Here is a 20,097-nt window from a genome sequence, read left to right as displayed (position 1 = left end):
GCGGGCGTCAGGCGTGCCTGGCGCCCTCGTGGTCGGAGTGGCCGACGGGCTCGATCTGGATCGTGGAGTGCTCGACGTCGAACCGTCCGAGCAGGGTCTCGTGCAGCTCGTCGAGCAGGCGTCCGGCGTCCCTGAGCCGTGAGTCCTCCACCACGACGTGCGCCGACAGCACCGGCAGCCCGCTGGTCAGCGTCCACGCGTGCAGGTCGTGCACGTCGAGCACGCCCTTCCTGTCCAGCATGTGCCTGCGGACCTCGCTCAGGTCCATCCCCTTCGGCGTGGCCTCCAGCAGCACGTCGACGGCCTCGCGCAGCAGCCGCCACGCCCTCGGCAGGATCATCACGGCCACCACGACCGAGGCGATCGGGTCGATGACGTACCGGCCGGTCAGCTGGATGGCCACCGCGGCCGCCACGACCGCCACCGAGCCCAGCAGGTCGCCCAGGACCTCCAGGTAGGCGCCCCGCACGTTCAGTGACTCCTTCTGCCCGCCGTGCAGCAGAGCGAGGGAGACGCCGTTGACCGCCAGGCCGAACAGCGCGATGACCAGCACCAGCCCCGAGGAGACCTCGGGAGGCGCGAAGAAGCGCTGCCACGCCTCGCTGAAGACCCAGATCGCGATGCCGAACAGTACGACCGCGTTCACCATCGCGGCCAGGATCTCCAGGCGGTAGTAGCCGAACGTGCGCCGCTCGGAGGCCGGTCTCGCGGCGAAGTGCGAGGCGATCAGCGCCATGAGGACGCCGGTGATGTCGGTGGCCACGTGCAGCGCGTCGGAGATCAGCGCGAGGCTGTTGGCCGCGATGCCGCCGACCACCTGCACGACGAAGACGAGCGAGGTGATCGCGACGACGACCAGCATCCTGCCGCGGTGGCGCGCTGTCGCGCTCGCCTGGCCGTGCCCGTGTCCACCGCCCACCGTGACCTCCCCGTGATCTAGTATGCCCAGCCGGCTCCTGACGGCGTAGGCTGGCCCGTGTCGCGCCGGTGTCCCTCGCGGGAACGGGTGGCGACACGGGGACGTCCTGGCGCGGCCGGCAAACCGCGTACGGGGGATCCTGGGAGACATCGCGTTCGGGGCCACCAGCGCGGAGGAATCGAGGAGGCGAGCCGACGTTGCGTGCTGAGAGCATCACCAAGCAGGCGACCCCGGCGGTGCGCACCGCCGTCGTCTGGGACGCGCTGCGGGCGGTGCTGGCCGCGAGGGCGCGGGAGACGGGCCGTGAGCGGCTCGACATCGTCGACGCGGGAGGCGGCACCGGCGGCTTCGCCGTCCCGATGGCCGAGCTCGGCCACACGGTCACCGTCGTCGACCCGAGCCCCGACTCGCTGTTCGCGCTGGAGCGCAGGGCGGCCGAGCGGGGCGTGGGCGTGCGCGCCATGCAGGGCGACGCCGCCGACCTCGGCGAGCTGCTGCCCCGCGACAGCGCCGACCTGGTGCTGTGCCACAGCGTGCTGGAGTACGTCGAGGATCCCGTCTCCGCGCTGACCGCCGTCGCCGGGCTGCTCCGGCGGGGAGGCGCGGTGAGCGTGCTCGCGGCCAACCCCGTCGCCAGCGCCATCCACCGGGCGCTCGCGGGGCACTTCGACGAGGCCAGAGCCGCCCTGGAGGACCCGCAGGGGCGCTGGGGCGACCGTGACCCCACCCCGCGCAGGTTCGCCGCCCAGACGCTCGCTGAGCTGCTCTCGGCGACCGGTTTCCAGGTGGGCGAGGTGCACGGCGTCAGGGTCTTCGCCGACCTGGTGCCCAGTCGCCTGGTCGACGGCGAGCCGGGCGCGGCCGAGGCGCTGGTCGCTCTGGAGCAGGCCGCCGCCACGCACCCCGTGCTGCGCGACATCGCCACCCAGCTGCACGTCCTGGGCCACAAGTGACGGCCGCCCCAGCCGCCCGCCGCGCTCCGGCCCGGAGCGGAACGGACTCCGCACCGGGGTCTGTCGAACGGATGTTCGGGTAGAATCACGTCGTGTCGCGCAAGCAGATCACCGGAGTCGGCCCCGTCGCCAGGATCGGGGCCGACGACAGCGCGTGCCCGATCCTCCACGTCGACATGGACGCCTTCTTCGCCAGCGTCGAGCTGCTCGACCGGCCCGAGCTGAGGGGCCGGCCGGTGATCGTCGGCTCGCCGGCGGGCCGCGGCGTGGTCCTCAGCGCCACCTACGAGGCCAGGCAGTACGGCGTGCACTCGGCCATGCCGATGAGCAGGGCCCGCAGGATGTGCCCCCAGGCCGTGATCATCCCGCCCAGCCACGGCAAGTACTCCGAGGTCTCCAGGGGCGTGATGGAGATCTTCCACTCGATCACCCCGCTGGTGGAGCCGATCGCCTCCGACGAGGCGTTCCTCGACGTGGCGGGCGCCAGGCGCAGGCTGGGCTCGCCCGCCGACATCGCGGCCGGAATCCGCGCCGAGGTGCTGGAGAGGTTCGGCATCACCTGCTCGGTCGGCGTGGCGAGCAGCAAGTTCGTCGCCAAGCTCGCCTCCAAGCAGTGCAAGCCCGACGGGCTGCTCGTCGTGCCCGCCGACCGCGTGGTCGACTTCCTCCACCCGCTGCCCGTCAGTGCCCTGTGGGGGGTGGGTGAGCGCACCGAGCAGGCGCTGGTGCGCCTGGGCATCAGGAGCGTGGGCGACCTGGCCAGGGTTCCGCTGACCACGCTGCAGCGCGAGCTCGGCCACGCGGCCGGCACCCATCTGGCGGCGCTGGCGTGGGGGCGCGACGAGCGTCCCGTGACCGCGCACGTGCCCGACAAGAGCATCGGGGCGGAGGAGACGTTCGCCGCCGACGTCGACGATCCCGAAGTGATCAGGCGCGAACTCCTGCGGTTGTCCGAACGCGTGGCCGCGAGAGTGCGTGCGGGCGGCCACGTGGGAAGAACAGTAAGTGTGAAGCTGCGTCGCGCCGACTTTTCCACGATCACCCGGTCGCGGACGCTGCGCGAGCCGACCGACGTCGCGCAGGAGATCTACGCGACGGCCTGCGAGCTCTTCGCGGCGGCCGGTCTCGAGCGGGTCAGACTACGCTTGGTCGGCGTCCGCATGGAGAACCTCAAACCGGCCGAGTCGGCATCTCACCAGCTCAGCCTGGGTGAGAAGGAGACCGGCTGGAGGGAGGCCGAGCGTGCGATGGACAAAGCGATCAGGCGTTTCGGCCCCGACGCGGTGGTCCCGGCTTCACTGGTCCGGGGACGACTTGATGAAATGGAGGCATGACGCCCGATGTCGCGACTTCTCGGAGGGTGGGGGAGAATAGGCATGTCTAGAGCTATGACGTCACCTCCGGTTTGGTCTACGTTGGACGTTTTCTTTCGCCTACGTCTACAGCCTCGTATTCTGGGGATAACCGACCGCGAGGTTCGGACACCCCGTGTCGTCCGTTGCCGTCTTCCCCGAAATGGGGCCGTCCTTGGGAGGCGCCGTGCCGCTCTCTGAGCACGAGCAGCGCTTGCTCGACCAGATCGAGCAGGCCCTCTACGCCGAGGACCCGAAGTGGGCCAATACCGTCCGGATCAGTGATCCGCGCAGCCATTACAAGCGACGTCTGGTCAAGGCCTCCATCGGCTTTGCGCTGGGCATCGTCGTGATGATGGTGGGCGTCGTGATCACCCAGATCCCGCTCGGCGTCGGCGGTTTCGTGGTCATGCTCGCCGCGTGTCTGTGGGGTCTGTCCAGCTGGAAGCGCATGAACGGATTCGGTGACTCCGGTGCGTCCGGGTCCGGCGTGCCCACGCCGGGCAAGGGCCAGCGCCGGGGCAACCGCGGAAGTTTCATGGAACGCATGGAAGAACGCTGGCGTCGTCGTCACGACGAGCGCTGATCCAGACCTGATCGTGCGGCCGCTCCGTCCGAGGAGCGGCCGCACGGTACGCGGGTCAGGCGTTCCTTCGTGCTGCCCTGCTCCAGAGCCTGATGTTCTCCAGGCGGTCGAAGCCGTCCAGCACTCTCTCCCCCATCCCGCGCATCCGCAGCAGGGTGGAGGGGGGCAGCAGCGTCGCCCTGATCCTCCTGCCGCGTGAGGCCGTCGCCGCCAGCGCCCGCCGTACGATCCGAAGTTCCCTCTTCAGCGGCTGAATCGTGCCGGGGTCACGCGCGAACAGCAGCCGCTCCACGGCGGAGGCGATCGCGGCGATCGCCGCGGCCGCCTCGGCGCCGAACTCGTGCTGTTCGGTGAGCCTGCGGGCCAGCGACCTCGGGGTCTCGCTCGGCACCCGCGCCATCCCGTAGTCGCACAGCACGTCGTCGAGCTCGGCCCAGGCCGCGGCGACGGAGCGGTCCACCTTCTCCGCCCTGGCCGTCACCTCGTCGGAGGGTCCGGAGATCTTCCAGCTCAGCGCCCGCACCCGCCGGTTCCTGATCACCAGCCTGATCATCGCGGGGACGAGCAGCAGGAGCAGCAGCGCGACCACCCCGAAGCCGATCTTGACCCAGAGCGGCGTGGTCTCCACCGGGGTGATCGGCCCGCTGTAGACGCCCTCGGGGTCCAGCTCCCTCAGCCGGTCGCGGCTGTTGGGCGCGCCCGAAGGGGTGTCGGAGCTCTCGGCGGGGCTCGTGCTCGGGTCGTCGGTGCTCGGCGTGCTCTCGGCGGGCCTCGGCAGTGAGTAGTCGGGGACGCGGGCGGTGCCCTGTCCCGCGCTGCCCGCGGGGGTCGGCTCGAACGCCAGCCAGCCCACGCCCTCGAAGTAGAGCTCGGGCCACGCGTGGGAGTCGTGCGTGCGCACCTCCCAACGACTGTCGATCTTGGTTCCGCCCGTGTAGCCGATGGCCACCCTCGCGGGGATCCCGATCGACCTGGCCAGCACCGCCATCGCCGAGGCGAACTGCTCGCAGTAGCCCGCCCTGCTCTGGATGAGGAAGTCGGACAGCGCCTCGGTGTTGTGCCCCTGGGTCTCCAGGCTGTAGGTGAAGCCGCCCGTCCTGGTGAAGAACTGCTGAAGCTTCACCGCCGCCTCGTACTTCGTCGTGCTGTCCTCGACCACCTTCGTGGCCAGCTGCCTGATCTGCGCGGGCAGGTCGGGCAGCTGCACGTAACGAGGATCGACGGAGGGACGCTCGGACGAGGCGTCCAGCTGGTCGGCGGTCGGCTGGGGCTCGGTGCTGACCACCTGGTACTGCAGGCCGCTGGCCAGGTCGCCGGAGGAGAAGACCATCAGCGAGTCGACGTCGGCGCGCCAGTCTCCCTCCGCCCTCACCAGCTGCGGCGGGTACGGCAGCGGCAGGAACTCCAACGGGTCGACGTCGTCGCTGATCTGGATGTCGGTCTCCACCCTCGACGTCTTCGTCGAGGGCGCGAGGCCCGGCGGCGGCGGGAGCGGCCCCTGGTCGACCCGGTTCTCCGGCCGTCCCTTGGTCGTGTTCATCGTCCAGCGCTCGCCGTCGAAGACGTCCAGCGCGTAGATCCGGAGATAGCGAGGGGTGTCGTCACTGCTGGTGTAGGAGAGAACGGTTTTGTTCTCCGGTAGCTGCAGCCGTCCCTTGAGGTCGGCGACCGGGTCGGGGACGCTGATGGTGCCGCCCTTGCCCTTGCCGCTGCCGCCCACCCCGAACCCGAACAGCGGGTCGGGCTCCAGCGTCGGCAGCAACGCGGGCAGCACCACCGCCAGCGCGATCGCGGTGAACCCGATGCGCTTGCCCGACAGGCGCAGCCCGCGCGTGTCGGGCGACTCGTGGGTGCCGCTCTCGGTGGCGCGGCTGCGCCGTACCAGGACGGCCCTGCCCCAGTGCCCCACCCGCTCGCGGCCGTCGGCGATCAGCAGGCTGGTGAAGCCGAGCGCGCCGAGGATGAAGGCGGGCCAGCCGATGGGGTCGGTCAGCACCGCGGCGGGCACCGTGAACAGCGCCAGCAGCGGCAGGCCGGCCAGCGCCGCCCGCCGCAGGCGGGTGACGAACAGGTCGACGACGACCGCGATGAGCCCGACGCCCGCGGTGGTGAGCATCGCGATCGGCGGGTCGTCGGGCACCGGGGCCGCGAAGCGCTGGATGTCGGCGAAGCCGGTGAAGAGCAGGTCGAGCAGCGCGCCCGCCGACTCCTTGGTCGGGACCAGCAGCCCCCACGCCTTCTCACCGGTGTAGACGGCCGTGAGGTAGAGGCCGAGCGCGACCAGGCCGAGCAGCGGCGCCGTCCAGCCCGGCAGGGTCAGCCTGCTGCTCACCACGCCCGCGACGGTGACGGCGAGGACCGCGCCGAGGGACCCCCACAGCCACGCGCCGCCGTCGAACAGCGGGTAGAGCGTGAGCGACACCGCCAGGGTGGCGACGCCGGACCAGATGGGCAGCCTCATGCCGCACCTCCCACGGCGAAGCGGGTCTTCACGCCCGCGCTCGGCCAGACCGTGGCGAGGGAGGCGCCCGCGGGCAGGGTGACGATCCGCCAGCCCGACCCGGCCAGCACCGCCTCGACCGCCTGCCTGCGGACGGCCGAGCCGTACTCCCTGGCCTCCCAGCCCTCCACGTCGAGCAGGACGGCCACGCCGGTCGCGCCGCCGTGCCTGACCTTGGCCAGCTCCCTGGCCTCCTCGGGCTCGATGGCGCCGAGCACCGCGACGATCAGGCCGTCGCCGCCGCCCTGGCGCAGCGCGTTGATGCCCAGCTCCAGCGACCTCGCGGGGCTGTTGCGCACCACGGCGAGCGTGTCGAGCAGCGACCAGCTGACCCCGGTCTCGCTCAGGTGCTCAGGCCCCTGGTCGGTGACCAGGCGCACGCCGAGCCCCTCGCGGGCCAGGTGCAGGCCGATCGAGGCGGCGGCCGAGACCGCCACCTCGAAGGAGGAGCGGGGGCCCTCCCCGCGATGGGCGTGCCTGCGGGTGTCGAGCAGCAGCGCCCCCCTGCTCTGCCACTGCTGCTCCTCGCGCCGCACCATCAGCTCGCCGTGGCGGGCGGTGGAGCGCCAGTGCACCCGCCGCAGGTCGTCGCCCTGCCGGTACTCGCGCGGCGCGACGTCGTCGTCACCCGCCGCCGCCACACTCCTGGTACGGCTGTCGCCCCCGCCGGTCCACTCGCCGGACAGGCGCACGTGCGGCAACGCCACCACCTGGGGCGTGACGACGAGCGTGTCACTGATCGTGAACGCGCGCGTCAGCTCGACCAGGCCGAACGGGTCGGTGATCCGCACCGACAGCGGGCCGATGGTGTAGCGCCCCCGCAGGTCGGAGCGGACGCGGTAGTCGATCTCCCTGACGCCCTTCGACTCCACCCTGTCCAGGACGAACCTGGGCCTGGCGCCGAGGGCGTAGGGAACGGTGTCCTCGATCAGCAGCAGCCCGGTCGGCAGGCGGGTGACGTTCTCCAGCCGCAACGTGACGGTCGCCTCGCCGCCCACCTCCCTCCTGGGAGGGTCGAGGCGCCTGGCGCAGCTCAGCCGGTAGCGGGTCCTGGCCACGACCAGAGCGGCGAGCAGCGGCAGCGACATGATCAGCACGCCGATCCTCAGCAGGTCGTGCTCGCCGAGCAGCAGTGCCATCAGCAGCGCGGCCACCCCGGAGGCCAGGAACGACCTGCCCCTGGAGGTGAGCGCGCGGAGGCCGACCATCACGACGCCCGGGTCTCCGGGACGGGCACCCGCCGGACGAGCTCGGTGACCACCTGCTCGGGCATGCGGCGCTGGCCCTGGGCCTCGATGCTGGGCAGCAGCCGGTGGGCCAGCACCGGGATGGCAAGCTCCTGCATGTCGTCGGGGATGACGTAGTCGCGCCCCGACAGCGCGGCGTGCGCCCTGGCGGCGCGCACCAGCTGGAGCGTGGATCTCGGCGAGGCGCCCAGACGCAGGTCGGGGGAGTGCCGGGTGGCCGTCACGAGGTCGATGGCGTACTTCTTCACCGGCTGCGAGACGTAGACGCCGCGCACGGCCTCGATCAGCGCGCGCACCTCGGCGGTCGTGGCGACGGGCTCCAGCTTGTCCAGCGGGGAGGTGCCGCCGTGCACGTCGAGCATCTCGAGCTCGGCGGCGGGCTCGGGATAGCCCATCGCCACCCTGGCGGTGAACCGGTCGCGCTGGGCCTCGGGAAGGGGATAGGTGCCCTCCATTTCGATGGGGTTCTGCGTCGCGATCACCATGAAGGGGGCGTCCAGCTCGTAGGTGACGCCGTCCACGGTCACCTGGTGCTCTTCCATACACTCCAGCAGCGCCGACTGGGTCTTCGGGGAGGCCCTGTTGATCTCGTCGCCGACCACGATGTTGGCGAAGACGGGACCTGGCTTGAACTCGAACTCGCGGGTCTGCTGGTTGTAGGCGCTCACTCCGGTGATGTCGCTCGGCAGCAGGTCGGGGGTGAACTGCACGCGCCTGACCGGGCAGTCGATGGAGCGCGCCAACGCCTTGGCCAGCATCGTCTTGCCGACGCCCGGGACATCTTCGATGAGAAGGTGGCCTTCGGACAGCAACACGGTCAGGGTCAGCCGGACGGCGTCGCTCTTGCCCTCGATCACCGACTCGATCGCCTGCCGAATCCGGTGCGCCGTGGACACCAGCTCGTCGAGCTGGGGAGAGACGTCATGGGTTACTGCCACCAGGCCTCCATGAGAGAAGTGCAACGGCCGGTCCGCTCGGGGTGCTAATGCGGGAGCCTTGCCATTCCTTTTCATTGTGTGTACGACCCTACGACGAGGACGGTTCTTGAGCGACTTTTGTGGATATTCGGCGAACAGCCACAGTGTTCAGGCGATCCGTCCGGTTCTTGTCGCATAGTGGTGCGAATCCCGTGACACGGTCCTCCACTTTCCTCCACCGGGTCCGCGGCGGCGCCGTATTCACCGATCATTTCGGCGTTCGACACGCCCGCGCCGCCTTGGCGACCCCTCCCGCGCCCCACCCCGCTCCATCGCGTTGACCTGCGTAAACGCGCGCCAAACGGCCGCCGGAGATGGTTCGAATCAGTTGACGGTGGGGAGAAGTGGAGTATGGTGGTGCGCAGTGGAGGGCCGGTGCACCAGTGCTGAGCGCTTCATGAGGCACGGGAGGTGGGGCCGGTGTTCCTCGGCACCCATCAACCGCGTCTTGACGACAAGGGACGGCTGTTCCTGCCGGCTAAGTACCGTGAGGAGCTGGCGGAGGGTCTTGTGATCACCAAAGGCCAGGAGCGATGCCTCTACGTCTTTCCCGTGGGGGAGTTCCAGCGCATTACCGAGGCTCTCAGCACCGCCCCGGTCACCGCCAAGGCGGTCCGGGACTACAGCCGTGTCTTCTTCGCCAGCGCGTCCGACGAGACTCCCGACAAGCAGGGGCGCATCACGATTCCGCAGGCCCTCAGGCAGTACGCGGGGCTGGAGCGTGACTGCGTGGTCATCGGAGCCAACACCCGTCTGGAGATCTGGGACCAACAGGCCTGGGACACCTATCTGGCGGACCAGGAGCAGGCTTTCGCCGATCTCTCGGAGGAGGTGCTGCCAGGGATTCTCTGATCACGGCCGATCCGTCGGTGATGTCGTTCGGCGAGGTCTCCACCCGCAACCACTCGCCCGCCAGCTGATGCACCTTCCCCGGTGTCAGATGGCAGGCGTCCACGAAGCGGGTGCGGATGGGGACCTGGCCGGGCGGCTACGGGTGGGGACCCAGGAGTGGGACACCGGCAGCGGACCGTCGCGTCATCCGCGAGTACAGACGCATTCTGCAGGAGGGGGGTTTCAGTAATGCACGAAGAAGGCAACGCTGCGGGCACAGGTGGTCACGTTCCCGTGATGCTCGAGCGAGTACTGGAGCTTCTCGCCCCGGCGCTGGCCGGGCCCTCACCGGTGGTCGTCGACGCCAACCTCGGCCTCGGCGGTCACTCGGAGGCGCTCCTCGCCGCGCATCCCTCGCTCCACCTGATCGGCATCGACCGTGACCCGTTCGCGATCGACTTCTCCACGCGCAGGCTCGCTCCCTACGCCGAGCGGACCACGCTGGTCCACGCCTCGTCCGACGACCTGGCGGAGGTGCTGGCGCGGGTGGGCCGGCCCGTGGTCAACGGCGTCCTGTTCGACCTCGGCGTCTCCTCTCCGCAGCTCGACGAGGGCGAGCGTGGCTTCGCCTACTCCTACGACGCCAGGCTCGACATGCGCATGGACACCGAGCAGTCGCTCACGGCGGAGGAAGTGGTCAACACCTACTCGGTAGCGGAGTTGACCCGGATCCTCCGTGATTACGGGGAGGAGCGGTTCGCAGCGCGTGTCGCAACCCTTATTGCTAAGGAAAGGGCCAAGGAGGCCATAACGTCGACTAAGCGGCTCGCCGACATCGTCCGCGCAGCGATTCCGGCCGCGACCCGACGTACCGGGGGTAACCCCGCCAAACGGACTTTTCAGGCGTTGCGCATCGAGGTGAACGCGGAGCTGACTGCTTTCGAGACAGCGCTCCCGGCCTCCCTCGACGCGCTGGCGCTGGGTGGGCGAGTCGTCGTGCTCTCCTACCACTCCCTTGAGGATCGGCTGACCAAGCAGGTTCTCGCGGCGCGAACCAGGGACACCAGCCCGCCGGGGCTGCCCGTCCCGCTGCCGGCTCACCAGCCGCGGTTCCGCCTCCTGACGAGGGGAGCCGAGCTCCCGACTGACGAAGAGCTCGCCCGCAATCCGCGGGCGGCCTCGGCCCGGCTACGGGCGGCAGAGAGGATCCGTGTTGACGAGTACTGAGCAGGAGATCAGGCGGGGTGCGCCCGCTCGGGCCGGCGTGCCCAGGACCGCTCCGGCGAAGACCGGCGCGCGTAGGCCGAACGCGCCCGCCGCGGAGGCGGCGCAGACCGCGAGCAAGGCCGCGACCAGGACCGTGACCCGGCCCGGCACCTCGGCCCGTCCCGCGACGACGCGCCCGCGCCCGGCGGAGGGAGCGGCCGGGGCCGCGCGCGTGCGGCGGCCGATGCCGCGCAAGCAGCGCGCGCCCTTCGTGCTGCTCGTCGTCGGGCTGCTCTGCGGTGGCCTGATCAGCCTGCTCCTGCTCAACACCGTGCTCAACCGCGACTCCTTCACCCAGAGCACGCTGCGCGACGAGATCGCCCAGCTGCAGCGCGAGAGCAGCAGCCTCGAGCAGCAGATCATCCGCGAGGAGCAGCCGGGCGCCCTGGCCGACAAGGCGGAGAAGCAGGGCCAGGCGTGGGACCCGACGGCCAACTCGATCGAGGTAGGCGCGAACAGGTGAGGGAGACAGGCGGCCGGGGGCAGGGTCCCGGTCGTGGCGGTTCCGGCGCCGGCTCTCAGGGAGGGCCCGGCGCCGTTCGTCGTACGCCCGGAGGTCCCGGACGGTCGGGACGGCAGGGCGGGGCGGGCCGTCCCTCGCCCGACGATCCACCCCGCCGCAACAGACCCGACGACACCGACCGTCGCCCCAGACCCGACGACGCCGACCGCCGGAGCCGGCCGGACGACGCCGGCCGCCGCGACCGTCCTGACGACGCCGGCCGTCCCCGCCAGGACGACACCGAGCGCCGCAAGGGCCGTCAGGCCCGCGGGGACGATCCCTTCGACCTGCCGAGGGGTCTCACCGGGGCCGCGGCGCAGGAGAGCAGGCGCGCCCGTGCCGAGGACACCGTGCCCCAGCCGCGGGCCGGCGCACAGCGGCGCGGGCCGCGGCCCCCGCAGGGTCCGCCCCAGGGCCCGCCCAGGGCCGACTCCCGCCGGCAGGGGCGCAGGCCGCCGCCGCCGCCCCGCCCCCCGCTGGTACTGCGCCTGGGCAACCCGCGCAGGCGGATCAACATCGGCCTGATCGGCATGACCTTCATCCTGTCGATCTTCGCCGGGCGGCTCATCCAGCTGCAGGGCCTCGACTCCAAGATCTACCAGGCCAAGGCGGCCGACCAGCGGGTGATCAGCGAGACCATCCAGGCCAAGCGCGGCTCGATCACCGACGTCAACGGGCACGAGCTGGCCGTCACGATCGAGGCGCGCGAGGTCGCGATCGACCCGAGCAAGGTGCCCGCCGCCCGGCGCGCCCACGTGGCCGCCGTGCTGGCCAAGGAGCTGAACAAGCTTCCCGCCGAGGTCACCGCGAAGCTGGCCAGGGTCACCTCGCGGTACGAGCTGATCGCCCGCGACGTCGACCCCGTCGTCGCCGACCGGCTGCTGGAGCAGGAGCTGCCCGCGGTCACCACCAAGAAGACCTACCGCAGGACCTATCCCGCGGGCGACCTGGCCGGCACGCTGATCGGCTTCGTCGGCAACGACGGCACCGGCCTCGAGGGCGTCGAGCAGATGCGCAACTCCGTGCTGGCGGGCCGCGACGGCAAGCAGAGCGTGGAGCAGGGCCGCGACGGCCAGCGCATCCCGATGACCCGCAGCCAGCGCCAGGCCCCGGTCGAGGGCAGCGACGTGCGGCTGACCATCGACCGCGACGTCCAGTGGGCCGCCCAGAAGGCCATCACCGCGCAGGTCGCCGCCAGCGGCGCCCTCAGCGGCACGGTGATCGTGATGGACGTCAAGACCGCCCAGATCATCGCCATGGCCAACGCCCCCGAGCTCGACCTGAACAACTGGCAGAAGGCGGGCGACACCTCCTACGTCAACCGCGCGGTGTCGGAGGTCTTCGAGCCGGGCAGCACCAACAAGGTCATCACCGCGGCCGCCGCGATCGAGGCGAGAGCCGTCACGCCCCAGACGACCTTCAGGGTGGCCGACCACATCAGGTGCGCCGACCAGACGCTGAAGGACTCCCATCCGCACCCGACGAAAGTCATGACGTTCAAGGAGATCGTCGAGACCTCCAGCAACGTCGGCACCATCCACGCCGCGCGCCGGGTAGGTGACCAGGGGCTGTACACGATGCTGAGGAACTTCGGCTTCGGCTCGCGGCCCGGCCTCGGCCTGCCGGGCGAGGAGGCGGGCCTGCTGCCGAACCACACGAGCTGGTCGGGCACCCAGCGCTGCACGGTGGCCTACGGGCAGGGCGTGTCGGTGACCGCGCTGCAGACCGCGAGCGTCTACCAGACCATCGCCAACGGCGGGGTCAGGATCCAGCCGCAGATCGTGGCGGGCACGACCGGCCCGAACGGCAGGTTCGTCCCCTCCCGCCCGGGTAAGCAGACCAGGGTGGTCAGCCAGGCCACGGCAGGCGAGATCGCGTCCATGCTCGAGGGCGCGGTCAGCGCGGAGGGCACCGGTACCCTTGCCGCCATCCCCGGATACCGGGTGGCGGGCAAGACAGGCACCGCGAACCGATACGATCAGCAATTGGGCCGCTACAACGGCTACACCGCCTCTTTCGTTGGTTTCGCCCCCGCGGACAAGCCCGAGCTCGTGGTGCTCGCGGTGGTGCAGAAGCCGGCCAAGGACATCTACGGCGGGCACATCGCGGCCCCTGTGTTCAAGGACGTGATGACGTTCGCCATCAAGAGCAGGAAGATTCCGCCCACAGGCCCGTCCGCGTCACCCGCGCGGATCGGCGCCGGACAATGAACAGGGAGGGTACGCTCTCGCCGTGCGTCCCCCGTCGTCTATGCGCCCCAAGACCAGCCCGCCCCGGCCACTGAGCGGGCTGGCGGCCATGCTTGACGCCCCGTCAGGCAGCTCACGTTCACCGCTGGCCGCCGTCACCGGCGTCACGATCGACTCGCGCCAGGTCGTCCCCGGCGACCTCTACGTGGCGCTGCCCGGCAACAGCGCCCACGGCGCCGACTTCTCCGCGCAGGCGATGGCGAGCGGCGCGGTGGCGATCCTGACCGACCCGGCCGGCCGCGACGCCGCGGCCGCCACGGGCCTGCCCGTCCTCGTCCTCGGCGACCCCCGCCGCGTGCTCGGCCAGATCTCCTCCTGGGTGTACGGCCAGCCCGCCCACGACATCTCCGTCCTCGGCGTCACGGGCACCAGCGGCAAGTCGACCATCACGTTCCTGCTGGAGGCCGGGCTGCGCGCCGCGGGCCACACCACGGGCCTCGTCGGCGGCGTCGAGGTCCACGCGGCCGACCTGGTCATCGAACCCAAGCTGACCACGCCCGAGGCCACCGACCTGCACGGCCTGTTCGCCCTCATGCGCGAGCGCGGCGTCACCGCCGCGGCCATGGAGGTCTCCAGCCACGCGCTGGCGCTCGGCAGGGTCGACGGCGTCTTCTTCGACGTGGCCCTGTTCACCAACCTCTCCCAGGACCACCTCGACTTCCACAAGGACCTCGACGACTACTTCGCCACCAAGGTGAAGCTGTTCCAGCCCGAGTTCAGCAGGACGGGCGTGACCAACCTCGACGACCGCCACGGCCGTGAGCTGCTGAAACTCGCCGCGATCCCGATGACCACGTTCTCCGCCGCGGGCGATCCCGAGGCCGACTGGCGCGCGCTCGACGTCAGGCTCGGCGCCGACGGGAGCGCCTTCAGGGTGGTCGGCCCCGGCGGCGTCGAGGACGACGTGGCGATCTCCCTGCCCGGACCGTTCAACGTCGCCAACGCGCTCGGCGCGATCGTCACGCTGGTCGAGGCGGGGGTGCCGCTGCGCGCCGCCGTCCACGGGGTGGGTTCGATGACCGGCGTGCCCGGCCGGATGCAGCGCATCACCGCCGCCGACGCCGAGTTCCAGGCCGTGGTCGACTATTCTCACAAACCGGGCGCCGTCGAGTCCGTGCTCGAGTCGCTGCGCGCCATCACCGCGGGCCGGCTGACCATCGTGCTCGGCTGCGGCGGCGACCGCGACAAGGGCAAGCGCCCGCTCATGGGCGAGGCTGCCGCGAGGCTGGCCGATGTGGCGATTTTCACCAGCGACAACCCGCGTTCGGAAGACCCGCTGGCGATCCTGGCCGCGATGATGGACGGAGCGCTGCGGGTGCCGCCCGGCACGCGCGCCCACGTGATCGTCGAGCCCGACAGGGCCGCGGCGATCGGCCTGGCGATCGGCACCGCCCAGCGCGGCGACGTGGTCGTCGTGGCGGGCAAGGGCCATGAGCAGGGCCAGTACATCTCAGGTGAGGTGATCCCCTTCGACGACAGGGCCGTCGTCGCCGGGGCGATCGACGCACGCAAGGAAAGCAGGAAGAACCTATGATCCCGTTGCCGCTGGCCAGGATCGCCGACATCACTTCCGGCGCCCTGTCGGGCATGGCCGACCCCCGCGCCGTGGTGCGCGGTCCCGTCGTGATCGACTCGCGGGAGGTCGAGCCGGGATCCCTGTTCGTGGCGATCAAGGGCGCTCGCGTCGACGGTCACGACTACGCCGCCCAGGCGATCGAGGCGGGCGCCGTGGCGGTGCTGGCCACCAGGCCGGTCGCGGCGCCCGCGGTGATCGTGACCGACATCTTCGCCGCGCTGGCCGCGCTCGGCACGGCCGTGGCGGCCGCGCTCCCGAACGCCACCGTGGTCGGCATCACGGGTTCGGCCGGCAAGACGACCACCAAGGACCTGCTGGCCAGGCTGACCGCGCGGATGGGTCCCAGCATCGCGCCGGTCGGCTCGCTCAACAACGAGATCGGCCATCCGCTCACCGTGATGAAGGCCGACCACGAGACCAGGTTCCTGGTGCTCGAGCTGAGCGCGCGCTACGCGGGCGACATCGCGCACCTGGCGCGCGTCGCGCCGCCGCGCATCGGCGTGGTGCTCAACGTCGGCACCGCGCACATCGGCGTGTTCGGCGGCAAGGAGGCCATCGCGCAGGCCAAGGGCGAGCTGGTCGAGGCGCTGCCGTCCGACGGGGTGGCGGTGCTCAACGCCGACGACCCGCTGGTGCGCCAGATGGCCTCCCGCTCCAAGGCGCGGGTCACCTACTTCGGCAGGAGCGAGGACGCCGCCGTCCGGGCCGAGGACATCGTCGTCGACGAGCGGGGGCGCGCCTCCTTCACGCTGCGCACCCCTTCGGGCGCCGCGCACGTCGCGCTCAGGCTGTACGGCGAGCACGCCGTGGAGAACGCGCTCGCCGCCGCGGCCGCCGCCTACGAGCTCGGTCTGCCCGTGGCGACCATCGCCGACGAGCTGTCAGAGGCCGAGCCGCGCAGCAGGTGGCGCATGGAGGTCACCGAGCGCCCCGACGGGGTCACCGTCATCAACGACGCCTACAACGCCAACCCCGACTCGATGCGGTCCGCCTTCCGCACGCTCGGCGTGCTCGGCAAGGACCGCCGCCGCTTCGCCGTCATCGCCGCGGTGCGCGAGCTCGGCGACGAGAGCGAGCATCTCAACGAGGGCGTCGGCCGCCTGGCGGGCGCCTCCGGGCTGAGCGGGCTCGTGGTCGCGGGCCCCGACGCCGAGCCGGTGCTGCGCGGGGCCTTCGCCGCCGTCGAAGCGGCCGAGCAGGCGGTCGTGGAGGGCGTGGGCGCCGGCGGCGCGCCGTACTACAAGGAGGCGCCGCCGATCGTGCACGTGGCCGACGCCGAGGCCGCGGCGGCGCAGGTGGCCGCCTGGCTGAGGCCCGGTGACGTGCTGCTGGTGAAGGGCCCGCGCGCGATGAATCTGCAGCGCACGGCCGAGTTGGTCCTTGGGAGGGCCACCAAGTGACCAACATCATCATCGCCGGTGCGGTGGGCCTGATCCTCTCGATGCTCGGCACCCCCCTGGCGATCAGGCTCTTCTCCCGGCGGGGCTACGGGCAGGAGGTCCGCGACGACGGCCCTTCGGCGCACCTCAGCAAGAAGGGCACGCCCACGATGGGCGGCACCGTCTTCGTGCTGGCGGCGCTGCTGGCCTACGCCGCCTCCCACCTGGCCACCCTCGAACCGCCGACCATCTCGGGAATGCTGGTGCTGTTCCTGATGGCCGGCCTGGGGGCGGTGGGCTTCCTCGACGACTTCATCAAGATCTACAAGCAGCGCAGCCTCGGCCTGCGCAGCGGTGCCAAGGCGCTCGGCCAGCTCGTCGTGGGCGCGGTCTTCGCGGTCCTGGTCGTGCGTTTCCCCAACGTCTACGGCATCACACCGGCGCAGACCAAGATGTCCTTCCTGCGCGACTTCGGCCCCTCGATCGGCATCATCCTGTTCACCGCATGGGTCCTCATCATGATCGTGGGCTTCTCCAACGCGGTGAACCTGACCGACGGCCTCGACGGCCTGGCCTCGGGCGCGACCGCCACCGTCCTGGGCGCCTACGTGCTGATCGGCAACTGGCAGCTGCGCAACAACTGCATCGACAACCTCGGCCCCAACTGCTACTGGGTGCGCGACCCTCTCGACCTCGCGGTGGTCGCCGCCGCCGTGCTCGGCGGGCTCATCGGCTTCCTGTGGTGGAACGCCCCGCCCGCCCGCATCTTCATGGGCGACACCGGCTCGCTGGCGCTGGGCGGTGTGCTGGCCGGACTGGCCATCACTACCCGCACGCAGTGGCTGCTGGTCATCCTGGCCGGTCTTTGCGTCATCATCACGCTGTCAGTGATCATCCAGGTCGGCTTCTTCAAGATGACCGGCAAACGGGTGTTCCGCATGGCTCCGCTGCAGCACCACTTCGAGCTGAAAGGCTGGGCGGAGACCACGATCGTGATCAGGTTCTGGCTGATCGCGGGGCTCTGCGCGGCCGTGGGCCTCGGTCTGTTCTACGTGGAGTGGATGCCCAAGCCATGATCGTCGTAGCCGGACTCGGCGTCTCGGGAACCGCCGCCGCCAGGGTGCTGGCCGAGCGGGGCGAGCGCGTCGTCGTCCTCGAAGGCGTCGAGGGGGAGCGCCAGCGCGTCGTGGCGGCGGAGCTGGCCGAGCTCGGCGTCGAGGTGCGCTTCGGGACCATGGAGCTGCCCTCGGGAGCCTCCGCGCTGGTCACCACGGGCTGGGCGCCGCACCATCCGCTGATCGCCGCCGCCCTCGCGGCGGACGTCGAGGTGGTCGGCGAGGTCGAGCTGGCCTGGCGGCTGCGGCCCGAGCGGGCCGCGCCGTGGCTGGCGCTGACCGGCACCAACGGCAAGACCACCGTGGTACGGATGCTGACCTCGATGCTGCTGGCCGCGGGGCACAAGGCGCTGGCGGTGGGCAACGTCGGCGTGCCCGTGGTCGAAGCCGTGAGCGGCCCCTACGACGTGCTGGCCGTCGAGCTGTCCAGCTTCCAGCTCCACTGGTCGAGCAGCCTGGCGCCGCACGCCGCCGCCATCCTCAACATCGCGCCCGACCACCTCGACTGGCACGGATCCCTCGAGGAGTACGCCAGGGCGAAGGCTCGCGTCTTCGAGCGGGCCGGCACGGTGGTCTACAACGCCGACGACCCGATCGCCGCCGCGCTGGCCGAGCCGTACGCAGGGGGCGTGGGCTTCACCCTCCAGGTGCCGCGGCCCGGCCAGGTCGGCGTCGTGGAGGACCTGCTGGTGGACCGCGCCTACGTGGCCGACCCCGTACGGCAGGCGGAGGAGCTGGCCACGCTCGACGACGTGCACCCCTTCGCCCCGCACAACGTCGCCAACGCCCTGGCCGCCGCCGCGCTGGCCCGCGCCTTCGGCGTCCCTCCCGAGGCGGTACGGCAGGGCCTGCGAGACTTCGTGCCCGATCCGCACCGCATGACCCACGTCGGCAGGGTGGGCGAGGTCGACTACATCGACGACTCCAAGGCCACCAACACCCACGCGGCCGCGGCCTCGCTGGCCGCCTACCCCTCGATCGTCTGGATCGCGGGAGGGCAGCTGAAGGGCCTCGACGTCGACGACCTCGTCCGCCAGGCCGCGCCGAGGCTGCGCGGCGTGGTGCTCATCGGGGTCGACAGGGCGAGGATCGCCGAGGCACTCGCGCGACACGCGCCGAATGTCCCTGTGGTCGACCTGGCCGATCGAGACACTGGGGTGATGGACCGTGTCGTCACCGAAGCCGCCAGGCTCGCCGCCCCCGGGGACACCGTGCTGCTGGCTCCCGCCGCCGCCTCCCTCGACATGTTCGCGAACTACCCGGCTCGGGGGGAGGCCTTCGCGCTCGCCGTGAGGAAACTGAGGGAGAAGGCGTGAGCACCGCGGCCGAGAGCCCGGTCGAGGGCCCCACCGGCTGGGCCAAGGAGCAGGCCGCCGCGCTCAAGGAGTTGCTCGACCGGCCGCTGACCACCTACTACCTGATCATCGGGTGCAGCGCGCTGTTGCTGGCGCTCGGGCTCATGATGGTGCTCTCGGCCTCCAGCATCGAGGCCCTGCAGAAGACCGGCGACCCGTTCTACTGGTTCGTCAAGCAGTCGATGTCGGCCGCGCTCGGCGTGCCGGTGATGTGGGTCTGCTCGCGGCTGCCGCACCGCTTCTTCAGGTGGGCGGGCTACCCGCTCATGGCTCTGTCGATCATCGGCCTCGGCATCGTGATCTTCGCCGGCGAGTCGCAGCTCGGCGCCCAGCGCTGGATCGACCTCGGCCCCATCTACCTGCAGCCGTCCGAGCCCGCCAAGCTGGGCCTGGCGCTGTGGGGGGCCGACCTGCTGGCCCGCAAGGCGCGCGGCGGCCGGATCGAGTGGCGCAACCTGCTGATCCCGCTGCTGCCCGGCACCGCGATCCTGGCCGTCATGGTCATGCTCGGCCGCGACCTCGGCACCACGCTCGTGCTGATGCTGATCTTCCTGTCGCTGCTGTGGGTGGTGGGCGCGCCGCTCAAGCTGTTCGGCGGCATCATCGCGATGATGACGGTGGCGGTGATCTTCATGATCACCACGGAGGGCTACCGGTCCGACCGCATCACCGGCTGGCTCGACCCGTGGGGCCACGCCCAGGGCGCCGGCTACCAGGCCGTGCAGGGGCAGATCGCGATGGGCTCGGGCGGCTGGTTCGGGCTGGGCCTCGGCAGCAGCCGCCAGAAGTGGAGCTGGATCCCACATGCCGAGAGCGACTTCATCTTCTCCATCCTCGGCGAGGAGCTCGGGCTGATGGGCACGCTGTCGGTGATCGCGCTGTTCGGCCTGCTCGGCTACGCGGGCCTGCGCGTGGCGATGCGCGTCAGCGACGCCTTCATCAGGCTGGCCGCCTCCGCGATCGTCGCCTGGGTGGCCGGACAGGCCATCGTCAACATCGGCGCGGTCATCGGCGTGCTGCCCATCACGGGCATCCCGCTGCCCCTGGTCTCCTACGGAGGTTCGGCGCTGTTGCCGACGCTCGCCGCGCTTGGCATGTTGTTGTCATTCGCCAAACGAGAACCCGGCGCCAGGGAGGCTCTGGCGGCGCGTGGCCCCGGACCGGCCGCGCGGGCTCTAAGCTGGCTGGGCCTGGGGGGAGCGCAACGGGGCCGACCGAGACGACTAACAAGGAACGTGCCTACTGGACGAGTCGGGCCAGATGCGGAACGTTAGGGCGGCACGTTTCTCA

The 20,097-nt window shown here is 71.1% G+C and carries 16 protein-coding genes; 12 read left to right on the top strand and 4 right to left on the bottom strand.

Translation table 11 applies throughout. The features are described 5' to 3' along the window. Window positions 1–7: 7 nt before the first annotated feature. On the bottom strand, window positions 8–919 hold the full coding sequence (locus H4W81_RS20810; RefSeq protein WP_318781856.1) for a cation diffusion facilitator family transporter: 912 nt from the start codon (window positions 917–919) through the stop codon (window positions 8–10). Between the two features lie 197 nt (window positions 920–1,116). Between H4W81_RS20810 and H4W81_RS20805 the strand changes: the two genes are divergently transcribed. The 3 genes from H4W81_RS20805 (at window position 1,117) to H4W81_RS20795 (ending at window position 3,810) form a co-directional block, all read left to right on the top strand. Next, window positions 1,117–1,872, top strand: coding sequence for a methyltransferase domain-containing protein (locus tag H4W81_RS20805; protein WP_192776340.1), 756 nt, complete (start codon window positions 1,117–1,119; stop codon window positions 1,870–1,872). A gap of 92 nt (window positions 1,873–1,964) precedes the next feature. Further along, entirely contained in the window at window positions 1,965–3,206 is a 1,242-nt protein-coding gene (locus tag H4W81_RS20800) for a DNA polymerase IV (protein ID WP_192776339.1), read from the top strand. Between the two features lie 205 nt (window positions 3,207–3,411). After that, window positions 3,412–3,810: a DUF3040 domain-containing protein gene (locus H4W81_RS20795; RefSeq protein WP_192776338.1), complete on the top strand. Its 399-nt coding sequence runs from the start codon at window positions 3,412–3,414 to the stop codon at window positions 3,808–3,810. 55 nt (window positions 3,811–3,865) lie between these two features. Here H4W81_RS20795 and H4W81_RS20790 read toward each other — a convergent pair whose 3' ends face one another. The 3 genes from H4W81_RS20790 to H4W81_RS20780 are packed head-to-tail and all read right to left on the bottom strand — an operon-like array spanning window position 3,866 to window position 8,495. After that, on the bottom strand, window positions 3,866–6,271 hold the full coding sequence (locus H4W81_RS20790; RefSeq protein WP_192776337.1) for a transglutaminase TgpA family protein: 2,406 nt from the start codon (window positions 6,269–6,271) through the stop codon (window positions 3,866–3,868). After that, on the bottom strand, window positions 6,268–7,518 hold the full coding sequence (locus tag H4W81_RS20785) for a DUF58 domain-containing protein (RefSeq protein WP_225959948.1): 1,251 nt from the start codon (window positions 7,516–7,518) through the stop codon (window positions 6,268–6,270). The genes H4W81_RS20790 and H4W81_RS20785 overlap by 4 nt, the downstream gene beginning before the upstream one ends. Further along, on the bottom strand, window positions 7,518–8,495 hold the full coding sequence (locus tag H4W81_RS20780) for an AAA family ATPase (RefSeq protein WP_192776335.1): 978 nt from the start codon (window positions 8,493–8,495) through the stop codon (window positions 7,518–7,520). The genes H4W81_RS20785 and H4W81_RS20780 overlap by 1 nt, the downstream gene beginning before the upstream one ends. 459 nt (window positions 8,496–8,954) lie before the next feature. On the opposite strand from H4W81_RS20780, the gene mraZ reads away from it, so the two are divergent. The 9 genes from mraZ to ftsW all read left to right on the top strand — a co-directional run bounded on the left by mraZ (window position 8,955) and on the right by ftsW (window position 20,081). After that, window positions 8,955–9,386, top strand: a complete 432-nt coding sequence (gene mraZ, locus H4W81_RS20775) for a division/cell wall cluster transcriptional repressor MraZ (RefSeq protein ID WP_192776334.1) — start codon at window positions 8,955–8,957, stop codon at window positions 9,384–9,386. A gap of 228 nt (window positions 9,387–9,614) precedes the next feature. Next, window positions 9,615–10,592, top strand: coding sequence for a 16S rRNA (cytosine(1402)-N(4))-methyltransferase RsmH (gene rsmH / locus H4W81_RS20770; RefSeq protein WP_192776333.1), 978 nt, complete (start codon window positions 9,615–9,617; stop codon window positions 10,590–10,592). Next, on the top strand, window positions 10,576–11,094 hold the full coding sequence (ftsL, locus tag H4W81_RS20765) for a cell division protein FtsL (RefSeq protein ID WP_192776332.1): 519 nt from the start codon (window positions 10,576–10,578) through the stop codon (window positions 11,092–11,094). Before rsmH ends, ftsL begins: the two co-directional genes overlap by 17 nt. 569 nt (window positions 11,095–11,663) lie before the next feature. Next, entirely contained in the window at window positions 11,664–13,343 is a 1,680-nt protein-coding gene (locus H4W81_RS20760; protein WP_192780945.1) for a peptidoglycan D,D-transpeptidase FtsI family protein, read from the top strand. 40 nt (window positions 13,344–13,383) lie between these two features. Next, window positions 13,384–14,916 carry a UDP-N-acetylmuramoyl-L-alanyl-D-glutamate--2,6-diaminopimelate ligase gene (locus tag H4W81_RS20755; protein ID WP_192776331.1) on the top strand — a complete coding sequence of 511 codons (1,533 nt, stop codon included), beginning with the start codon at window positions 13,384–13,386 and terminating at the stop codon, window positions 14,914–14,916. Continuing rightward, complete coding sequence (locus tag H4W81_RS20750; RefSeq protein ID WP_192776330.1) at window positions 14,913–16,358, top strand: UDP-N-acetylmuramoyl-tripeptide--D-alanyl-D-alanine ligase; 1,446 nt, start codon at window positions 14,913–14,915, stop codon at window positions 16,356–16,358. Before H4W81_RS20755 ends, H4W81_RS20750 begins: the two co-directional genes overlap by 4 nt. Continuing rightward, complete coding sequence (gene mraY / locus H4W81_RS20745) at window positions 16,355–17,413, top strand: phospho-N-acetylmuramoyl-pentapeptide-transferase (protein WP_192776329.1); 1,059 nt, start codon at window positions 16,355–16,357, stop codon at window positions 17,411–17,413. Before H4W81_RS20750 ends, mraY begins: the two co-directional genes overlap by 4 nt. After that, the gene (murD, locus tag H4W81_RS20740) at window positions 17,410–18,768 is read left to right on the top strand and encodes a UDP-N-acetylmuramoyl-L-alanine--D-glutamate ligase (RefSeq protein ID WP_192776328.1); all 1,359 of its coding nucleotides are present in this window, start codon (window positions 17,410–17,412) and stop codon (window positions 18,766–18,768) included. The genes mraY and murD overlap by 4 nt, the downstream gene beginning before the upstream one ends. Next, the gene (gene ftsW, locus H4W81_RS20735) at window positions 18,765–20,081 is read left to right on the top strand and encodes a putative lipid II flippase FtsW (protein WP_192776327.1); all 1,317 of its coding nucleotides are present in this window, start codon (window positions 18,765–18,767) and stop codon (window positions 20,079–20,081) included. Before murD ends, ftsW begins: the two co-directional genes overlap by 4 nt. The last annotated feature ends 16 nt before the right edge of the window (window positions 20,082–20,097 follow it).

Source organism: Nonomuraea africana (assembly GCF_014873535.1).
Lineage (GTDB): Bacteria > Actinomycetota > Actinomycetes > Streptosporangiales > Streptosporangiaceae > Nonomuraea > Nonomuraea africana.
The sequence above is the reverse complement of the archived record's forward strand: the minus strand, read 5'-3'. Positions and strand labels throughout refer to the sequence as shown.